Genomic DNA, 16,648 nt, shown 5'->3' with positions numbered 1-16,648 from the left:
TCAAACATAGCTATTGAGTCATGTATTTTTGTCCAGTAAGTTCAGTTAATGTCTATTATGTCAAGAACGCCAACTTCAACATTTGATTCTTTTTCAACCAAATCTAGTAGCCATATTCTTAAATCTTTTGCTACTTTTGTTCGTGAAAACATACCAATAAGATAAGCTCCACGCAGGGAATATAATCTTACATCGGATACAAATTTATTGTAACTCGTTGATTTATCCGAGGTCCTCACTTTGGCTACAACACTCATACTGGCAGTAAATTCGTCTTTATGTCTGTTATAAAGATTAGCGACTTTTTTGCTGTCTTTATATTCAAGTAATTTTGCTAAATGTTCACCTGTGAGCCATATCTTATTATCTCCATTATTAAAAGGAGCAATATTGTGGGTTTTAAATGTTAATACACTATTCATGATGTCTTCCTTACTTAGGTAATGAACCTTTGCCACATAGGAAATCAGCCCATCGAAGTGACATCAGCAAAACTGATTACCTCAAAGGCTCATTCCTAAATAACGGGTTCGATGTTTGGATTAGTTGCGTATGTGGCACGCTAGATTTGTTAAGATTTGAACGTGTCAATTACCGATTCATTGACACTGTGTTTTGATATATTCTTTGCAGATATTCCGTCTGCTTTTCGTTCTCAGCTATCATCGCTCTGAGACGGAAATAATCTTCTCGAGCTGCCTCACCAAGTTGTGGGGGTGGCTTCATCATGTCGGCTCTGGGGGGTAGCGGTTTTGGATGTACGACACACGGCGTTGAGGCGCAACCACTTGTTACCAGCACGAACAGCATCATGCAGCTTATCAAGCTCTGTTTTGGCATTATTCAGTTCCTCGGTGTGTTGAATATTGAGTTGATGTAAGGTATCGATTTTTTGCTGTTGCCGTTTCACGGCTTCAATTTGTGCGTGATATTGCTGTTTTAATGTTTGGTAGTTTTGCCTGATGGTTTGATAACGGTAGTTGATAAAAATAAGTGAGAGAATTAACCCTGCAATAATCACTCCGATAAATGAGTAAGGTCGCCATAACATATTACGCTCTCAATTTCCCGACGGGTAATTAGCCCTTTCCAAACTTCGCCTTTCACATAAACCCACCGCTTCATCTCATCACATGCCCCTTTTCGGTCATTGTTGTTGAGCTTTTTGAACAAGGTCGATTTGCAAAATTACCCACGCCCACGTTATAAGCAAATGAGTAAAGGGCTGCCTGTGTTAGCGTGTTGATATTGACCTTAATCAACGGGTCAACATAACGCTTAACGGCTTTTAAATCGTCATTAAGCCACTTATCGCAGTCTTCTTGCGTGTACATCCGGTTACGCACAATATCCTTGCCTGTGTGCCCGTAGCAAACAGAAAGAATACCGCCACCGTCAAAATAGGGCTTAAGTCTCAGCCCTTCGAAATGCGTTATCATCGCTGAGGCTAAAAACAGCGCACTACCGCCCGTTGCCATCAATATTTTTTTCGGTATCTTCATACTGACGCTCCTTGAGTTTGTACTCCTTTTTGCGGTAGTACACGTTGATAAAAAATGTCCCTATCGTGCAGACAATACCCATCACAGCTACCCACTGCTCAAGGGTAAAAAAATCAAAAATCGTTGTCATGACTCCCCCGATGGTGGTCATGATGCCCCACAGATAGGCGGCAGGTGTTGAGTATTTTTCAGACATGCGCATATACCCTACCTTTGAGGGTTCCATTGCTTTAAATTAAACAGGGGAGCCAACCGCCTTACTCATTTATGTTTAATGGCTTGTGAGTATTGCGGTGGCGTAAACGAAAAACCCCACGCTTTCACATGGGGCTATGCACTACTGCCTTAATTACCTTATATGTACCCTACGAGCTTATAAAAAGTAGTGCGTTAACAAGATATAATTATTAGGTCAATGAAACAACAAAAAACCCCACAAAAGTGGGGTTCTAATATATGTTTAAGCGCTAACTCAATAGCTATACGCTACTATAACATATAATACTGTACGGATGTACGGACAGTCAAGCATTTTACTGAATGATTTGATCAATATTTAACGTCGTTGTAGAAATTGCTGAATTTCGGCTTGTTGCCAGCGTGTTAGTGTATCTGCCAGAACAAGAGTATGCTCCTTACTCTCTTCGAGTAATTGTTTCATTTCAGCTAATACCTTGTCTGCATCCTCACGTTTACGGAGCACTCTCCTTACGGCCTGTTTCTCAGCCTCATAAATCGCTTCTTTAACACCATTGGTGAAGTTATAAATCTTTTCACATTCTTTTGCGATTATGGGTATCTGATTAACTTCAAAATTTTGGGGTGACTCTACCCCTGTTGCATGACGTAGAGCATACCAGATGCCTTGCGTCCACGAACGCTCAAATCGGAAGCCGTTAGCCATCGTCCAAATGAGACGAGAAAGGTGTGAGGTGTCATCTGCGGTTAATAATTCTCTGGCTTCTGGATAGTGTTTAGACGTATTAAATATTTTTTCTGAATGAAAATAGCAATCTTCTAATTGCTCGAAGACTTCCCATGCTTGATCTGTCTCTAGCATCTTTGCATGACGAGCAGCTCCGCGCTCTGTCCACAAAAGCAGATGGCTTATTTTTGATGAAATATTATCCAAACCTCTTTTAGAAGTCTGGTTTTTAAATTCTTTTAATTCTAAACCCATTAACTTGAAAAAATGTTTACCTTCAATAAAGCGGCTAATATTACGTTGATAATTTTGACGAACTAACTTTGGGTTTACCCCATAGAGTTCTGCCATCAATTCAGTAGTAACAACAGGAATGTTTTTAAAAGTAACAACTGAAAGACTTCGAATTGGGTTTTGATTAGTCATAACATGACTCCTGAATGTTTAGTATCGTTTTGCCACTGTTAAGTATGGTGGCAGGCTTCAACTACCGCATTCAGACGGTGGAGCTTATTCCCCAAATTGGGTATTGTATTAGGCTCTCTCGACCCGCCATTAATTAGCGTTGCCATATTTCAGGCACAAAAAAGCCGCATAACTATCGGGTGCGGATGACCGCTGAATGCTGTAGTAAGTTCAGCATACGATAGTCTATACGATATTGTCAATTTGTTGCTTTAATGAGTGTGTGAACAGTGCCCGCTATGTAGGATTCAGCCCTACCCATGTAAGCGGTGATATAGTCAGGTCTTTTCTTCCAGTTTTTAGCTATCATCCGGCATGAAATATGATGCTGATAATGTAAGCAAATAATGTTATATCCATCGATATCATATTTTTTTAATCCGGCTACTGCTTTATCAACTATTTCGCCTTCCTCATCGCTTAGCCAGGGTCTGTCATCATCGAATTTAACAGGAGCAATGGTAGACATACCTTTGTATTCGGTTCCAATTCGGCTCATGCTCCAGTTTCCCCATCCTTCCAGTAAATCTTTTACGTGTCTACTCATCTGTCCTCCGGCAAAAACAGGAATAGGGGCATGGTCTCAATGCCCTGCGTTGAATGTTGGTATCTTGATTACGCTATTACCCAAATGGTGATAACCAGTTTTCCGCCCTTAATGATTTCCTTGCGCTCAACGTGCAACACATCTATCTGAGAATCATCAATTATCAAACCACCATGGCAGAGTGCATCAATCGGTGCTTTCATCAGGTTATCTAAATCTCGCTTGCGACGGTCAGGTGGATAGACCCCTACTCAACCCCTAAACGTTGCGATAATCGCTTACCGAGCTTCTGATGCAGAATTTCAGCGACTACCGACTGACGGTATAATCTGCCTTTTGTGGTGATGAAGTGTTTGTGTTTGGCGTGATACCAGTAGTGATTGACAGAAGGTGGGAAAGGAACGGTGATGTTATAAGTTTTCATTCATAGCTTAATCTCTCTCATCTCCACCCCTTTAGCGGTATAACCGGTTAACTGTTTACCTGCTATTCGTTGACGCTTTTTCGTCAAAAAGTGGATGTGGTCTTCATAAACATAACGGTATTTACCATCGACAAGGATATGTTTAAAGGCTTTCGTTGGTTGCTTTGCATACTGCACAAATCGTGTTAAGCTATTGTTTTTAATGTTTTCTTTTGTGCGCACCTCTTTGAGCGTTTTTTCTTTACATCGATAAATCCAAAAATCATTGAGCTTTCCGGTTATCTTTCTGGTACGCACTTTGATATAACCCAGTCGCTTCATGAGCTTGCTAAATTCTGCGTCATTACGGATTAAGTTGCCGATATATCGTAGCGGTTCAGCTTGCCAGCCTTTAGCTTGATAAATTTTCATTAATGCGCGATGATGATGTTTATTAAAAATCGTGTATTTATCGCCTTGCTTGGGATTACGGTATAATATCCAATTATCAGCGGCTTCTTTCCGTGCTTTTTGGTCAATCAACAACGCGAAGGTAACCAAAGGTGAACCATCTTTACGTTCAGTGAATTGCTGGCTAACTTTGCAAATAATATTCAGTGCATAACTATCAATATCTTTAGGCTGCACAAATTCATAATAATCATTATTTTTCAATCTATTAGTTGTGCGCACCTCTGAATGATAATCATAAGATTTTTTATCCTGACCTGTTAGTCCAATATCGCTATCTGCCTCATGAACGGAAATCCCCGAATTAAGCCACACTAACCCATTGCCATCGTGTCTTAGTCCCAAATCCGTTAATGTGCAAATACCGTTGTTAATGGCTAACCAGTTGCCCGAAGTAACCGCTTTTCGAAGATTAAATATATCGAAGTCCTCACTTTGGACACAAAGGTATCCTTCACGGCGATTTTCCCTGCTTTGAATTTTCATATTTTTGCCTATTTGATTTTTATTTGGTGGGGTTTAGCGGATTACAGGTGAAGTTTTCTATTAACACTTTTGGCAATTTGTCACGCTTTCCAGCACTGCCTCCCGTCCAGTAATAATCAATTTCTTTAAATTGCATTCTAAACATGGACGGCTGGGATAAGATTTTCAGGCAATCCTGTTCTGATAGTGCTTTGTCACTATAGTGCTGCCAATACACGGGTTCGCCGCCATTTTTAACAATGGTTGCTTCGATTTGGTATTTCATTGGGTTTCCTGATACGAATAATCTAACAGTAAACTAAGCGGCTTGTCTGCGTGAACGGTAGCTTTCCCAAGTGAACGTGAGTGTACAACCCCCTCCGTCATTCATCCTGTCCATAACTCGCTCGCCAACAAAGGTTGCTAATTCTTCCTTGGGCAAATTACTAATTAATATCGTTGGTTTTAAATTTTCATAACGACAGTTAATAATTTCAAATAAAATCATTTTTTCCACATCACTACCGAATTGGACACCCACCTCGTCGATAATAAGCAGGTCTGGTGAAGCGTACATTTCAATTACATCTGACTCACGTTCTTCTGAATCCTTCGCCCATGTTGCCTTAAAGTTTCGGGCAATTTTAATAGCTGATGTCAGCCTGACCGAAGCCATGAAGTTTTCAATAATCGATTTCCCTATTCCAATTGCCAAATGGTTTTTTCCTGTCCCTGGCTTACCACACATAACCAATCCTCCGCCTTGTTTCAACCTTTCAGGCCATTTTGCAGCATAGGACTTACAAACAGCTAAACACTGTCTGGCGTAACTATTGATGGGTTCATAGTTATCCAGTGAAGCCATATCAAACCGTTTCGGAACATTGAAAAATTTTAGTAAATTAAGCTTTTCTTGATGAACTCGCTTGAGCTCAACCGCTTGATACTCCTGCTCTAGCGCTATTATTTTTTCTCTCAGGCATTCAGGACATTCACCTTGTGTTTCCATCCCTCTCAGACTCAACAATTTTCGCTTGTAAGTTTGATATTCTCCGTGTTTTTCACAAGTGACAGTTATCTCCTGCACGACAGTATTTTCTATCACTTTCGGTTTTTGAAGTGTATCTTCCAACCGAATTTTCAATGATTCGATTTTTGTTCGATAACCCATGTTACACCTCCGCCCATGATGGAATTTCGGTTTGACCATAATCAAAATGCGAAAAATTAGTCACCATACCTGAAACCTTTCGAACAGGATTTCTTACAGCCTGTTTATTCTGGTAATTCAGTTTCTGACTCGTGGTGATAAACCATTTCTTCGGTTTGTCGTGTTGATATTCAATATCCAGCCTCAGTAATTCACTGGGCAGATCGAGATTGGGGTAAAGTTTTTGCCAATCAGCGAAGTCTTTGTGATTCAGGCGTATCACCTTTCCCTCAAACGCATATTTTTCTGACATCGAATGAACATCAGCAGATATTTCTTCCCCTTCATCCTCACAAGCCATTTTTTCGGCTTGGGTGTTATAGGGAATCAGGTTAAGGGAATCAGGAATCAGGTTAAGGGAATCAGCAGGATTAAAACTGTGCTTGTATGGTGCTTGCACTGTACTTGTACGGTACTCTTCTTTTTTATCTTGTTTTTCAGTAGCTTGAAATAATCCATCATGTTCCTGAACAACAGTCGGCGACAAATTGTTTGGCTGTTCATCCTGTTTAGAAGTCAATGTCGATTGATTATAACCAACATGAGAAGTGTTTAAATTTTGTTCGTTCGTTTGTTGGGTTTTAGGTTTTAAGTGCTTGTCAGATTCTTGCACTGTATTAGTATGGTGCTTTTCTGATGCCGCTTTATTATCAATAAATTGAGTAATCTGTTCAGGGATTTCACTGGGTGACTCTTTACAATGAGGATTTTGATGTTTTTTCCAATTATTAATTTGGATGTAGTCATTCCCATCAACTGAATACCGAGTGATAAAATTTTTACTGTGTAACTGGGACAATAACTTTTCACAATCCGCTTCATCATAAGGTAATACCATTGCTTTTATTTTACGGGGCTTATCTTCAAGACGACCTTCTCTATCCGCAATCGTCCATAATCCCGCGAACAAAAGTCTTGCTAATGGTTCGCACTCAGCTAAATCATCATTGCTGAAAAAACCAGGTTTGATATTTCTTGCTCTTGCCATAACTTTATCTCTTTTAGTGAATTTGTAACTTTTTCAGGACTTTGATACTAACCGACGGGCAAAATCTTTGTTTTTTGATGCAGCAACCAATAGCCCATCAGGACTATCTGGATGGGCTTTTTCTTCATGGTTTTTATTGATAAATCGGCGATTTCTTGGCATAATGACCTCGCTGAAATTGAAAGAAAAAAAGGGAAATTCGTCGTTTCCCTTCTCCTTGAAATACTAAACTTTCTTCATCAAACACAAAGCTCATTACAATTCTCAAAAGCTTCATCGTTTTTTAACCTTGAAGCTTCTTTTTTTGGCAATCTCAAATGCTCTAGCATGTCTATCAGCTTGCGTATCTCTTCACCTGAGATATTCGTGATAACTACCTCCTGTGTCGATGAATCAGGCACACTCACTACATGCCTAGGCAAGCCGTATTCTGAAACGACCTGACAGGCTAGTTTAAATATTCTGGTTTTATCCCGACTCGCTGTTGAGGGGTGAATCCCTAGTGATTTAGCAAACCCGTTATTACCGCCTTCTGATGCCATCTTCTGGTAGAAGTAAGATTCTAAATGCTCAGGTTTGCAGGTGATTTTGATAGTATTTGAATATTCCATGGTTATAATCCTTAAGTAATAAAATTCCCTACCTCGATAGTCCTATGAGGTTTGTGAAAAAATAATAGATAGAGTGAGATTGTGAGTGATTAAGTGGGTCTTGCCGCTTCAGCCATTTAGCAGGACGCTATCCGGTCGCCCGATGGTATACCGCATCGTTCGGTGAAATGTAGATTAATTTATGCTGCTATTAGCTCTGGCCAGATCTTATGCCAATCATCAGGTCGTAAATCTTTGCGTGATACTTTGCCACAGGTGGCTAGCTCAATTTCAACACATCGTTTGGGTGATATTGCGCACAAACCAGAGGCCATTTGTGATAAAAATGATTGAGAAACATTTATTTTTTCTGCTAATAGCCTTACCTCTCCTCGCTTTAAGGTTGATAGGTATTCCTTAAGTTTCATAGTATTCTCCTTTTAATCACTTTTTAAAATTTACCAAATACTAACGAATATAGCAACTGTTTGCTTATTTAGTTTTTACTAATCAAAATATGTATATGGATATTAAAGAAATCAGGCGAAAACGCCTTAAAGAATGGTTTTCTGATAAACCACTACCTGAAAAAGATAGAAGCTATTTATCACAGTTGATAAATGGAAAGTCCTCTTTTGGTGAAAAAGCTGCTGCTAGAATCGAAAATGATTATCGGATGCCAATAGGATATTTGAGCAATCCATCTAAAGAAATCAATGATGCAATTATCATTATCCAAGATCGCCGCGAGCAGACTCTCCTATCGTTATTTCGTGAATTACCAGACTCAGAAAAAGAGAAAATGCTTTCTCTATTCGAAGAAAAAGTAATGAACTACAATAAACTCTTCAATGAACTTCTAAAAGTAAAAAAATTCAAAAAATAACTTCTTATAATTGATTGAAATTAAAGCGCCTGTTCAGGTTGCTTTAGTTTTTTATGAATTTTTATTAACTAAATGATTGACATATAAATTTAGTAAATGGTAAATTTACTCCATCGAAGGCAAACAGCCAGCGATTGAAAAAAGTGAACGGCGCACTCTAACGCACGGGCGGACGGCGTATCTCACAAGAGACAATGTACCGAAGTGGCAAAACCCATTTTTCATTACAAACACGATTATTTATTCATCTAATTTGTTAAGGAAAAATATTATGAAAAAAACATCTGCTATATGCCCTGTATGTTCTAAACGTTTCAATCCCAACAAATCTTACGAACACATTAAGGAATTTCACCCTACAGCAAGTGACTATCAATTAGCTATCATTCGTGATGTACGTCGTAAATGTTATGGGCAGAGTAAACCAGTGAAACATAAAAATGCGGCTTTACTTCCTCACACATCAAACTTTGCAATATCACGGACAAGAGCCACTAAATTAAGAGTTGCCTGACAATTTGATAGTCTTTGCAGCAATCTTATCCTACACTTAATCCATAAGTTTCAGATAATAGTTTTCCCTCCCGATAGGCTGGGAATTTAATAATCTCCCAATTTCAGGGAGGCCAGGTTGTTAAAGAGCGGCTGTTGTTTAAAACAATCTATTAATAAAATTAAAGCGAATTATTTTTCAGAGTTTTTATTGTTTTATTTTGATAGAGGTCAACTTCAAGCATTAGGTTCTTTTTGGTCAATTTTTCAATTAAAAGAGCGTATTTCCAAGGGACAACTTCTTCCCAAAGACTAACTGTAGATTTGGAAATATTAAGAACTGTTGCTGTGGCAACCGTACCTCCAAAATAATCAATCACATTTTTCTTAAGCATGAACTTATTTCCATCCATCGGAGATTTAGTTACGCCAAGAAGTTTACACAACAAAACAAAAATGATCAACATTCAAAACAAAAAATGTTTAATAATATAAACATGAAAAAAATGACTATTAATGAACGTATTATCTCGCGTATGCGAGAATTAAAGCTAAAACACAAAGACATTGTGAAAGCGACTAAAGCCTCTAAGGGAGCAGTGAGTCAATGGATCAATGGTGGGAATAAACCGTCAGCTGATTATGTTGCTGCTTTAGCCCACGTCCTTAACGTAAGTGAAAAATGGTTATTAGAGGGTGAGTTAAATGATGAAGTAAAACCCTATCATCATAAAATGAAAAAAATACCACTACTATCACTAGAGCAGGCAGTAACATGGAGTGATAGTATTATGCATGATAATCCTTGGATAGAAACTTCTTTTAATACCAATAATTCCTGTTTTGCAGTTAAAATTAAAGGAGATTCTATGGTAAGCACAGCTGGATCAGGGGTTTCACTTCCTGAAGGAGCTTTGTTAATTATTGATCCTAAATATAAAGTTAGCAGTGGTCTGATAGTGGCTGCTCATTTACCTAGTTCTGATGCCATTATAATAAAAAAATTAATTATAGACGGACCAAATCATTATCTTGTCTCTATAAATCCCAATTACAGACCTATCCAGATTGACACTTTAGATTGTATCATTGGTGTCGGAACTCGCATTGAGTTTGATCTTGTTTAATCCACTCTTTTTAATAACTCACTGAATTAAAAAGTAAATCTAAAATTCTTTTAACATAAACCGCCTACCTAAAGTTTAGTTAATAAAACATATATTGACATATTTTGTTTTGTTATCTAAACTAGATTATATCAACTCACTGCAACAGGCAAACGCCAGACAATACTACGAGTTATCTGAAACTTTGCCAGACGTTGCCAAGTAGCCAGCCCGAGGCATATGAACATGAAGGCAAGTGACGACAGTTGAACACTACCGCTCTTTAACACCATTTCGCTGAAAAAGCGTAACCACAAAACACCCAAACAGTCGGTTTTGGGGTGTGTGAAATAACCAAATTGCAGCCATAAAGTTGAAACCAACACCAGGGTACTACCAATATGACTGTAAATATAATCCGGATACCTCCGGCACACACCACCAAAACCCATTGTCAGGAGGTAATATGTGTAACTTTCATGGTTATGATAATGCTCGCTGTCGTAGACATGAGCGTAGAAGCGCCAAGCGAGCAGCCTATAACTATAACAAAGCGCTTAATTTGGCATTGAAAGCAGCGTTAAACCCATCTAAAAAATCTAACCAACTAACAACTCCAAATCCTAAACGCCCTGTTCTTTCACTAAAAAGAAAAATGATGAACCGTGTAGAAATAGCAATTTCAATACGCCCTACTAAAGTGTGTGACACATTTAATAATTGCTGTTTGCCTATAGCAGCTTTGTATACTTCCAGACGGTTTAATAATAAACCTAAATCAAACTTCGGAGTAACCGCTAATGCTTGATAATGACGAAAAAGAGCACAGAGAATGCAAATGGTCTTGGACTGACTCAGATTATTTTTGGGAAGCATCTTGTGGGTTTACATTTCAATTCATGGGTGGTAGACCGAAAGAAAACGACATGAACTACTGCCCTGGATGTGGAAATAAGTTAATTGTCAAAAACACCGCCGCCCTATCTGTGTTCTGGGGCATGTAACTGCGAAATTTTGAAACAATTAATTGGTTACTCATTAATTTAATAGTAAATTATGTCCATACTCAAAAAAGGCTAAAAGTATGGAAAGAAAAGGTAACTATTTAATTGAACCAGTTGAAGAAATTGGTAATGGTACTTTTGGTAAAGTTGAATTAATAAACTTATTCAATTTGAATGGAAAATTAGCTGGGCAATATGCTAGAAAAACGTTATCAGTTCAAAAAGAATATGTTGGCTCAATATTTACTCATGATGAATTGAGAAGAAGATTTAAACGAGAAGTTTTTTATCAAGCTAATTGTAAACATTCTAATATTGTCTATATATGTATGCATCACATGGAAATCGACAATCCTTGGTTCATCATGGAACTTTCGCAAACAGATCTCAGAAAAGAACTTTCAGAAAATATATTAGATATAAATAAGAAAGTGGAAATAACAAAAATGATCTTAAAGGGAGTCATTTATGTTCATCAGAAAGGCTATCTTCACAGAGATCTAAAACCCGCTAATATTCTAAAATTTAACAATGATGTTTATAAAGTATCAGATTTTGGTCTAATAAAAAACTCAAATAACGAATCTGAATCAGAGATATTAACAAACATTCAAATTGCGTTAGGAACTGTAGAGTATATGTCACCTGAGGCGAAGAGGGGAGAATATAGTATACAGTCAGATATCTACGCACTAGGAGTTATAATGGAAGAAATGGATATTTCAGCTATTGACGGTGTTGATGACATTATACGTAAGAGTACTAATCTAAGACGTAAAGATAGGTACCAATCTGTTTCAGAAATGTTAGTTGGCTTTAACAAAGTGATTGAAAGGAGAGAGGAATGATAGAGCTGTTAAATTGTGGTTTCTTCTCCTATGGTAAAGACGATACTAAGGAAAATCAGGATTCTATTTTACCTCCATCAAAAATAGGTAATGGTTACATCTTTGCCATAGCTGACGGTGTGGGTTCATATAATGGTGCTAAATTAGCCTCTCAAATAGCTATTAATTACCTATCAAAAATGGTTTTAGACCATGATATAAATATAGATTCTATATTCAGCATTATTAAGGATGAGATTTTTAAAATTTCAGATGAAAACCCTGATTTATATCGTTCCGCAACAACCCTAACTTTTTGTTATGTTAACAACGATAGTGTCCACATAGGGCATATTGGTGATACAAGAATTTATGTAAAAAATAAAAATAAACTAATCCAATTATCTAAAGACCATACAGTACATCAAAATCTATTAGATGAAAAAATATTTACAAAAAAAGAGTTAAAAAATATTAAAGGAAAAAATAAACTCACAACGGCTATATCAAGAATCGTTGAGCTTCAATACCAGAAGCTATGCTATCCAGTTTCTGAACTTACTGAACATAATGGGCTTTTGAATTTGTACATCATGTCAGATGGTGCCCATCATTTTTGGGAAAAGCGCCCCAGATTCTCTATCGAAACACTAAAAAATCCTATACGTTTTGCTTCCAGCTTACAAAGAAGAATAAATAAAAATACTAGTATTGATGATTATTCTCTAATTGCAGTAACTTTCCTGCCCAAATCACAGCTCGCTTAATCACTTATCGTATATTACACAAAATATCCTCCCTATTTATAGTGAGGTTAAAATTAAATCAGGGTAATTAATAAACTTGTATTATTTTTAACCCATAATCAATTTAAGGATGTGTGAATGCGGCTCTGCGCTCGTGGGACAGTCAAGACTATAAATTATCTTTCAAATAGCTAAATATAGTTTGATTGCGTTAACCCGTCCGTGATGACTGTAATCGGACACCGAGAGGCACTCGGCATGCATCCTAACTTTTCAGCAAATGTTAACAAGGAGTACAGATAATGAGACTGGACAATCCACGCATTGTAACGGCAAAGCATCCCAATATGGGTAATCTGGTTGGGATTACTAATGGTAGTCGTCATTTGAGCGATGCAAAATACTTAAGCAGCATTGATATATGGAATGACGACGACATGGAAACACGCACTTTTAAAACAATCATACAATGCTTAACAAAGGAAAATGATTATTTAAAAAGAGAGAAGCGAAGACTAATGAAGATACATTGTGAAATTGGTGGGCTATGCAGGACTTGAACCTGCAACATAGGGACTAGAAGAATTTGAGTATTGCTGTTGCAGCACCGATAGTCAAAACTATCACACTACCCAGCTTTAAAAGTAGTCCTGTAGCAATATGTTCAACATCCTTACGAATTAAGGCTATCTGAGCGTCAGTTTTTTCAAAACGTGCTTGTATCTGAGCTTCGTTCTTCTCAAAACGAGCAGCCATATCTTTGCGAACATCAGCTATTTCAGCAGATAAGTCTTTACGAACATCAGCAATATTGCGATTTACCTCAACAATATCAGCTTTGGTCGCTACATCCGCAACTTCATGCGATCTACGTACAACAAGTGAAATAGCTTTAGCTTGCTGACTAGTAAGTCCAGCCGTTTGAAGCTCTTCAGATGCTTGTAGTGTATCAAATGCAACCTGACCCATAGGGAATCCTCCTTTTTGGTAAGTATAACGGGTTTAGGGTTCAATCTGCAAAATCTTTCACGTTAATACCTTAATTCGTTTCATTACGGAGAAATATTTTTATGTCTAAATTAGTTGTTATTGAAAATACCGTTGTCCGTCAAGATGCTTTCGGGCGTTATTGTCTGAATGATTTACACCGTGTGGCAGTTGCACAAGGTAAAGCAACTGAGTCTCAGCGGCCATCTGCTTTTATTAAAAGTAAAGGTATTTCTAAAGTAATAAAAATCTTAGGTAAAAATTCAGTACAAATAATGCATGGTGGTATTGAATCAGGAATTTGGGCTGTAGAAACATTAGCTATCCGTTACGCTACGTGGCTCAAAAAAGAAACAATTATAGAAAAAAATAGAGCAACAACCGCTTGTAATTATAACGTAATAACTCATCAACAAGAGTTTACCGATAAGATTAATGCGGGACTTATATTACTGGATTTTGCAAAAACAGAGCTGAAGCTCAAGCCTTCTGAAATAATTAACGCGACAAATAAATTGGGTCAGTACATAGGCATAGAAAATATTCTACGATAACCAATTCCCACGATTGCTAAGCGTGATGGTGAACGGGATTACAGCAGCATAGTAAAACATTGACATTTTAAATACCCATTGACGAAAGAAGAAATCATGCGCTATATTCTATATTAAGTGCTGAACACACCTTTTGATATAGCGGATACCGCTCCCGAAAGTAATGCGGTTTTTTTACGTCCATAGATTGTTATGGTCGGGTAGCGAACAGTATATACAACACCCTATTGGGGAAAACTGTTGGCCGTCTATATCCGGTGTTCAAGTACCCGACCGCCCATCCGAACAATGGGTGATATTGAACAATTGATATAGGATGTAAAAATGAATACTCAACTCAGATCATTTTATTTTAACAATATCTACGATGTGCGTGTACAGATTATTAATTCTGAACCATGGTTCTGCCTTAATGATGTTTGTAAAGCTTTGACAGTCATAAACTCAAGTGATTTGCTTTCAAAACAGTTAGATAAAGCTGGGGTAGAAAAAATCTACCTTAGGTCAGATGGGCAGAGACGGCAATTTGCCTTTGTAAACGAACCTAATCTTTATCGTGTTATTTTCCGTAGCAATAAGCTGGAAGCAAAACAATTTCAAGATTGGGTATTTAATGAAGTTTTACCGTCTATCCGAAAAACTGGCAAATATGAGCATCCTCAGCCCAGACCCGAAGCACCAGAACTCTTAAATGATAACGATACTCGCAATTTGGCTCATCTTGTCTGGAGCATGGCGAATGGATTTAGATTTGAGAGGGCATGGACGCAAGGTATCTGGTATGCGCTACGTCATGCGACAGGAATCGTATCGCCTCAGCACTTCGAGGTTAATCAAATCGCAATAATTGCAGAAGAATGCCGACGGATTTACGGCATTACTGACACGCTCAAATCAGCTATCTTCGATGCTGAAAAACAAGCCATTCGTCGTCTACTCCGCCATAAGGAAAATGTCGAGATCGTCCTTCGTGAAATGCAGCAACTGTTAGAAGCCAGTACTCACGAACATGATAGCGTCATGACACAATCCCTTGAAAAATGGCAACAAGCGAACGTTAATCGCTTCCTCCAACGTAACTAAATAATCTTAACGCCCCTTTTTACAGGGGCAATCATTCATCAATTTAACTATTGAAGGATACCCTTATGCAAAATTTAATAAATATCGAAACAAAAAACATTAACGGCGGATTAATCCAAACTGTTAATGCCCGTGATTTACATGCGTTTTTAGAGATTAAATCCAGATTTAATGACTGGATAAAAAATCGGATTAGAGAATATAACTTCATAGAAAACTTAGATTTTATAACGCTTACTAAAAATTTAGTAGGCGGTGGCTCAAGAGTTGACTATCACATTTCACTCGATATGGCAAAAGAGCTATCAATGGTTGAGCGCAATGAAAAAGGTAAACAGGCCAGACAGTACTTCATTGAATGCGAAAGACGAATTTTACAATCACAATTACCCAATAACCCAACAACTTTAGGCTTACCTAATTTCCTTGACCCTGCTGAATCAGCCATTGCATGGGCTGAGCAGCATAAAAAAGTTCAACTGTTAGGGGTACAGGTTCAACAGCTTGAAACCGAAATCGATAGCCTAAAAAACCTGTTTCAGATTGGTATGACACCTGTTCAATTCTGCAAGCAGCTTAATGGCGTAAATATTAACCAGGTCAACCTTTTTCTGGAATCGCGTCATTTTCTCTACGATGCAGAAAAGGATATCAGCAAGGCTCATGTCTGGCGTGTTCATTCTTATGCGAGAGATACCTATCTAACCGAATCACCCTTCATCATGACAAACGATTACGGGAAACGCCAGTGTTATAAAATCGTTCTGCTAAAAAAGGGGGCTTCATGGCTATATAACCAATACCTCAAAAGTAAGCTACCGATGAAGAAAGACTGGAACGGCGAATTCACTCACGACAAATATAGTCAGGTGGCATAAGGGGTAACGATGAACAAAGACAACATCCTGCTAGCGCTGGCAAGACAGGCAGCAAAGTTAGCGATTGATACCCAACGACAAGATATATGGCTAATCGCTTTATCACTGCAACTAAAAGCTTATGGAAAAAATCATCATGCCCCTTAAATCTGAAAAGGCGACAAAAACGCCATCTTAAAGAAAAAATTATCACTCTGCTACTGGATTCGTCCTTTTTCACAAAATGAAATCGAGTTATTAGTCGCGGAGATTAAAACCAGAAAAAACAGGATGCTATTTCAGTTCGAGGAGGTCAAATGAACCCTTACGCCATGCAAGATTACTGGTACGAACAACAGCAAGAAATTGCTTATTGGGAAGACAGGCTGGACGACGAAATCAGCGAACTTGTCCAGCCTGTTTATGACTGCCTACCTTCCTCAGTGATGCGAAAACTCAGTATTGAGGATTTTGACGATATCTGGAAGGCGCTGTTTAACCATTTCAAAAATGAGAACATCCATCAGTACAAAGCACTTC

General features: G+C 38.0%; 28 protein-coding genes and 2 pseudogenes. 14 read left to right on the top strand and 16 right to left on the bottom strand.

Annotated elements, in window-relative coordinates; translation table 11 throughout:
* Window positions 1-41: 41 nt before the first annotated feature.
* The 14 genes and pseudogenes from AYJ55_RS23750 to AYJ55_RS23690 all read right to left on the bottom strand — a co-directional run bounded on the left by AYJ55_RS23750 (window position 42) and on the right by AYJ55_RS23690 (window position 7,994).
* Window positions 42-422, bottom strand: coding sequence for a BRO family protein (locus AYJ55_RS23750; protein ID WP_063658162.1), 381 nt, complete (start codon window positions 420-422; stop codon window positions 42-44).
* Between the two features lie 169 nt (window positions 423-591).
* Window positions 592-726, bottom strand: coding sequence for a lysis system i-spanin subunit Rz (locus tag AYJ55_RS36580; protein WP_425393846.1), 135 nt, complete (start codon window positions 724-726; stop codon window positions 592-594).
* Window positions 701-1,051, bottom strand: a complete 351-nt coding sequence (locus AYJ55_RS23745) for a lysis system i-spanin subunit Rz (RefSeq protein WP_162505859.1) — start codon at window positions 1,049-1,051, stop codon at window positions 701-703. The genes AYJ55_RS36580 and AYJ55_RS23745 overlap by 26 nt, the downstream gene beginning before the upstream one ends.
* A pseudogene (locus tag AYJ55_RS23740) lies at window positions 1,018-1,439 on the bottom strand (lysozyme). Before AYJ55_RS23740 ends, AYJ55_RS23745 begins: the two are co-directional and overlap by 34 nt.
* 22 nt (window positions 1,440-1,461) lie before the next feature.
* Entirely contained in the window at window positions 1,462-1,698 is a 237-nt protein-coding gene (locus AYJ55_RS23735) for a phage holin family protein (RefSeq protein WP_245677223.1), read from the bottom strand.
* 360 nt (window positions 1,699-2,058) lie between these two features.
* On the bottom strand, window positions 2,059-2,853 hold the full coding sequence (locus tag AYJ55_RS23730; RefSeq protein ID WP_063658160.1) for an ORF6N domain-containing protein: 795 nt from the start codon (window positions 2,851-2,853) through the stop codon (window positions 2,059-2,061).
* A 238-nt stretch (window positions 2,854-3,091) separates the two neighbouring features.
* Window positions 3,092-3,439 carry an antiterminator Q family protein gene (locus AYJ55_RS23725; RefSeq protein ID WP_063658159.1) on the bottom strand — a complete coding sequence of 116 codons (348 nt, stop codon included), beginning with the start codon at window positions 3,437-3,439 and terminating at the stop codon, window positions 3,092-3,094.
* Window positions 3,440-3,507: 68 nt separating this feature from the next.
* On the bottom strand, window positions 3,508-3,642 hold the full coding sequence (locus tag AYJ55_RS34185) for a RusA family crossover junction endodeoxyribonuclease (RefSeq protein ID WP_245677558.1): 135 nt from the start codon (window positions 3,640-3,642) through the stop codon (window positions 3,508-3,510).
* Between the two features lie 221 nt (window positions 3,643-3,863).
* The gene (locus AYJ55_RS23715; protein ID WP_063658158.1) at window positions 3,864-4,799 is read right to left on the bottom strand and encodes a hypothetical protein; all 936 of its coding nucleotides are present in this window, start codon (window positions 4,797-4,799) and stop codon (window positions 3,864-3,866) included.
* A 19-nt stretch (window positions 4,800-4,818) separates the two neighbouring features.
* Window positions 4,819-5,064, bottom strand: coding sequence for a DUF1187 family protein (locus tag AYJ55_RS23710; protein ID WP_063657391.1), 246 nt, complete (start codon window positions 5,062-5,064; stop codon window positions 4,819-4,821).
* A gap of 33 nt (window positions 5,065-5,097) precedes the next feature.
* Window positions 5,098-5,949 carry an ATP-binding protein gene (locus tag AYJ55_RS23705; protein WP_063657770.1) on the bottom strand — a complete coding sequence of 284 codons (852 nt, stop codon included), beginning with the start codon at window positions 5,947-5,949 and terminating at the stop codon, window positions 5,098-5,100.
* 1 nt (window position 5,950) lies between these two features.
* Entirely contained in the window at window positions 5,951-6,976 is a 1,026-nt protein-coding gene (locus tag AYJ55_RS23700; RefSeq protein ID WP_063657771.1) for a hypothetical protein, read from the bottom strand.
* Window positions 6,977-7,215: 239 nt separating this feature from the next.
* Window positions 7,216-7,587: a hypothetical protein gene (locus AYJ55_RS23695; RefSeq protein WP_063658157.1), complete on the bottom strand. Its 372-nt coding sequence runs from the start codon at window positions 7,585-7,587 to the stop codon at window positions 7,216-7,218.
* A gap of 179 nt (window positions 7,588-7,766) precedes the next feature.
* Window positions 7,767-7,994, bottom strand: a complete 228-nt coding sequence (locus AYJ55_RS23690; RefSeq protein ID WP_063657393.1) for a transcriptional regulator — start codon at window positions 7,992-7,994, stop codon at window positions 7,767-7,769.
* 95 nt (window positions 7,995-8,089) lie between these two features.
* Between AYJ55_RS23690 and AYJ55_RS31345 the strand changes: the two genes are divergently transcribed.
* Both AYJ55_RS31345 and AYJ55_RS23680 read left to right on the top strand, forming a co-directional pair.
* Window positions 8,090-8,452: a hypothetical protein gene (locus AYJ55_RS31345; protein WP_187153303.1), complete on the top strand. Its 363-nt coding sequence runs from the start codon at window positions 8,090-8,092 to the stop codon at window positions 8,450-8,452.
* A 271-nt stretch (window positions 8,453-8,723) separates the two neighbouring features.
* Window positions 8,724-8,966, top strand: a complete 243-nt coding sequence (locus tag AYJ55_RS23680; RefSeq protein ID WP_063656463.1) for a hypothetical protein — start codon at window positions 8,724-8,726, stop codon at window positions 8,964-8,966.
* A gap of 160 nt (window positions 8,967-9,126) precedes the next feature.
* On the opposite strand, the gene AYJ55_RS23675 is transcribed toward AYJ55_RS23680, so the two are convergent.
* Complete coding sequence (locus tag AYJ55_RS23675; RefSeq protein ID WP_245677557.1) at window positions 9,127-9,357, bottom strand: Cro/CI family transcriptional regulator; 231 nt, start codon at window positions 9,355-9,357, stop codon at window positions 9,127-9,129.
* Between the two features lie 84 nt (window positions 9,358-9,441).
* Here AYJ55_RS23675 and AYJ55_RS23670 point away from each other — a divergent pair, with 84 nt between their 5' ends.
* The 6 genes from AYJ55_RS23670 to AYJ55_RS23640 all read left to right on the top strand — a co-directional run bounded on the left by AYJ55_RS23670 (window position 9,442) and on the right by AYJ55_RS23640 (window position 13,187).
* The gene (locus AYJ55_RS23670) at window positions 9,442-10,071 is read left to right on the top strand and encodes a LexA family protein (RefSeq protein WP_063658163.1); all 630 of its coding nucleotides are present in this window, start codon (window positions 9,442-9,444) and stop codon (window positions 10,069-10,071) included.
* A gap of 445 nt (window positions 10,072-10,516) precedes the next feature.
* Window positions 10,517-10,858 carry a transcriptional antitermination N peptide gene (locus AYJ55_RS36700; RefSeq protein WP_063653593.1) on the top strand — a complete coding sequence of 114 codons (342 nt, stop codon included), beginning with the start codon at window positions 10,517-10,519 and terminating at the stop codon, window positions 10,856-10,858.
* Window positions 10,851-11,054 (top strand): hypothetical protein, encoded by a 204-nt coding sequence (locus AYJ55_RS36695; RefSeq protein ID WP_063653595.1) that lies wholly within the window; start codon window positions 10,851-10,853, stop codon window positions 11,052-11,054. Before AYJ55_RS36700 ends, AYJ55_RS36695 begins: the two co-directional genes overlap by 8 nt.
* An 80-nt stretch (window positions 11,055-11,134) precedes the next feature.
* Entirely contained in the window at window positions 11,135-11,902 is a 768-nt protein-coding gene (locus AYJ55_RS23650) for a serine/threonine-protein kinase (protein ID WP_063653597.1), read from the top strand.
* Entirely contained in the window at window positions 11,899-12,648 is a 750-nt protein-coding gene (locus AYJ55_RS23645) for a PP2C family protein-serine/threonine phosphatase (protein ID WP_063653599.1), read from the top strand. The genes AYJ55_RS23650 and AYJ55_RS23645 overlap by 4 nt, the downstream gene beginning before the upstream one ends.
* A 281-nt stretch (window positions 12,649-12,929) precedes the next feature.
* Entirely contained in the window at window positions 12,930-13,187 is a 258-nt protein-coding gene (locus AYJ55_RS23640) for a hypothetical protein (RefSeq protein WP_063658154.1), read from the top strand.
* A 16-nt stretch (window positions 13,188-13,203) separates the two neighbouring features.
* Here the strand turns inward: AYJ55_RS23640 and AYJ55_RS23635 are convergent, their stop codons facing one another.
* Window positions 13,204-13,596, bottom strand: coding sequence for a hypothetical protein (locus tag AYJ55_RS23635; protein ID WP_063657638.1), 393 nt, complete (start codon window positions 13,594-13,596; stop codon window positions 13,204-13,206).
* Window positions 13,597-13,697: 101 nt separating this feature from the next.
* Here AYJ55_RS23635 and AYJ55_RS23630 point away from each other — a divergent pair, with 101 nt between their 5' ends.
* The 6 genes and pseudogenes from AYJ55_RS23630 to AYJ55_RS23615 all read left to right on the top strand — a co-directional run.
* Window positions 13,698-14,168 carry a KilA-N domain-containing protein gene (locus tag AYJ55_RS23630; protein WP_063657639.1) on the top strand — a complete coding sequence of 157 codons (471 nt, stop codon included), beginning with the start codon at window positions 13,698-13,700 and terminating at the stop codon, window positions 14,166-14,168.
* A gap of 324 nt (window positions 14,169-14,492) precedes the next feature.
* Window positions 14,493-14,783 (top strand): annotated as a pseudogene (locus AYJ55_RS36575) (BRO-N domain-containing protein); the annotation flags it as partial.
* A 96-nt stretch (window positions 14,784-14,879) separates the two neighbouring features.
* Window positions 14,880-15,251: a hypothetical protein gene (locus tag AYJ55_RS34180; protein ID WP_245677525.1), complete on the top strand. Its 372-nt coding sequence runs from the start codon at window positions 14,880-14,882 to the stop codon at window positions 15,249-15,251.
* Between the two features lie 65 nt (window positions 15,252-15,316).
* Window positions 15,317-16,129, top strand: a complete 813-nt coding sequence (locus tag AYJ55_RS30225) for an antA/AntB antirepressor family protein (RefSeq protein WP_162505857.1) — start codon at window positions 15,317-15,319, stop codon at window positions 16,127-16,129.
* Between the two features lie 9 nt (window positions 16,130-16,138).
* Complete coding sequence (locus AYJ55_RS31335) at window positions 16,139-16,276, top strand: hypothetical protein (RefSeq protein WP_187153132.1); 138 nt, start codon at window positions 16,139-16,141, stop codon at window positions 16,274-16,276.
* Between the two features lie 149 nt (window positions 16,277-16,425).
* A partial coding sequence (locus tag AYJ55_RS23615; RefSeq protein WP_162505856.1) for a hypothetical protein occupies window positions 16,426-16,648 on the top strand: 223 nt, incomplete at its 3' end.

Origin of the sequence: Candidatus Arsenophonus triatominarum, assembly GCF_001640365.1 — a bacterium.
Taxonomy (GTDB): domain Bacteria; phylum Pseudomonadota; class Gammaproteobacteria; order Enterobacterales; family Enterobacteriaceae; genus Arsenophonus; species Arsenophonus triatominarum.
Note: the sequence above shows the minus strand (reverse complement) of the source record. Positions and strands in the feature narration are given on the sequence as shown.

Coding starts and splice junctions, on each gene's coding strand:
- AYJ55_RS23640 (WP_063658154.1), top strand. CDS start 12,930: ATGAGACTGGACAATCCACGCATTGTAACGGCAAAGCATCCCAATATG.
- AYJ55_RS31335 (WP_187153132.1), top strand. CDS start 16,139: ATGAACAAAGACAACATCCTGCTAGCGCTGGCAAGACAGGCAGCAAAG.
- AYJ55_RS23675 (WP_245677557.1), bottom strand. CDS start 9,357: ATGGATGGAAATAAGTTCATGCTTAAGAAAAATGTGATTGATTATTTT.
- AYJ55_RS23700 (WP_063657771.1), bottom strand. CDS start 6,976: ATGGCAAGAGCAAGAAATATCAAACCTGGTTTTTTCAGCAATGATGAT.
- AYJ55_RS36580 (WP_425393846.1), bottom strand. CDS start 726: ATGAAGCCACCCCCACAACTTGGTGAGGCAGCTCGAGAAGATTATTTC.
- AYJ55_RS23735 (WP_245677223.1), bottom strand. CDS start 1,698: ATGTCTGAAAAATACTCAACACCTGCCGCCTATCTGTGGGGCATCATG.
- AYJ55_RS36700 (WP_063653593.1), top strand. CDS start 10,517: ATGTGTAACTTTCATGGTTATGATAATGCTCGCTGTCGTAGACATGAG.
- AYJ55_RS23710 (WP_063657391.1), bottom strand. CDS start 5,064: ATGAAATACCAAATCGAAGCAACCATTGTTAAAAATGGCGGCGAACCC.
- AYJ55_RS23730 (WP_063658160.1), bottom strand. CDS start 2,853: ATGACTAATCAAAACCCAATTCGAAGTCTTTCAGTTGTTACTTTTAAA.
- AYJ55_RS31345 (WP_187153303.1), top strand. CDS start 8,090: ATGGATATTAAAGAAATCAGGCGAAAACGCCTTAAAGAATGGTTTTCT.
- AYJ55_RS23670 (WP_063658163.1), top strand. CDS start 9,442: ATGAAAAAAATGACTATTAATGAACGTATTATCTCGCGTATGCGAGAA.
- AYJ55_RS36695 (WP_063653595.1), top strand. CDS start 10,851: ATGCTTGATAATGACGAAAAAGAGCACAGAGAATGCAAATGGTCTTGG.
- AYJ55_RS23695 (WP_063658157.1), bottom strand. CDS start 7,587: ATGGAATATTCAAATACTATCAAAATCACCTGCAAACCTGAGCATTTA.
- AYJ55_RS23705 (WP_063657770.1), bottom strand. CDS start 5,949: ATGGGTTATCGAACAAAAATCGAATCATTGAAAATTCGGTTGGAAGAT.
- AYJ55_RS23635 (WP_063657638.1), bottom strand. CDS start 13,596: ATGGGTCAGGTTGCATTTGATACACTACAAGCATCTGAAGAGCTTCAA.
- AYJ55_RS23715 (WP_063658158.1), bottom strand. CDS start 4,799: ATGAAAATTCAAAGCAGGGAAAATCGCCGTGAAGGATACCTTTGTGTC.
- AYJ55_RS23725 (WP_063658159.1), bottom strand. CDS start 3,439: ATGAGTAGACACGTAAAAGATTTACTGGAAGGATGGGGAAACTGGAGC.
- AYJ55_RS23630 (WP_063657639.1), top strand. CDS start 13,698: ATGTCTAAATTAGTTGTTATTGAAAATACCGTTGTCCGTCAAGATGCT.
- AYJ55_RS23750 (WP_063658162.1), bottom strand. CDS start 422: ATGAATAGTGTATTAACATTTAAAACCCACAATATTGCTCCTTTTAAT.
- AYJ55_RS23745 (WP_162505859.1), bottom strand. CDS start 1,051: ATGTTATGGCGACCTTACTCATTTATCGGAGTGATTATTGCAGGGTTA.
- AYJ55_RS23645 (WP_063653599.1), top strand. CDS start 11,899: ATGATAGAGCTGTTAAATTGTGGTTTCTTCTCCTATGGTAAAGACGAT.
- AYJ55_RS23680 (WP_063656463.1), top strand. CDS start 8,724: ATGAAAAAAACATCTGCTATATGCCCTGTATGTTCTAAACGTTTCAAT.
- AYJ55_RS34185 (WP_245677558.1), bottom strand. CDS start 3,642: ATGAAAGCACCGATTGATGCACTCTGCCATGGTGGTTTGATAATTGAT.
- AYJ55_RS30225 (WP_162505857.1), top strand. CDS start 15,317: ATGCAAAATTTAATAAATATCGAAACAAAAAACATTAACGGCGGATTA.
- AYJ55_RS23690 (WP_063657393.1), bottom strand. CDS start 7,994: ATGAAACTTAAGGAATACCTATCAACCTTAAAGCGAGGAGAGGTAAGG.
- AYJ55_RS23650 (WP_063653597.1), top strand. CDS start 11,135: ATGGAAAGAAAAGGTAACTATTTAATTGAACCAGTTGAAGAAATTGGT.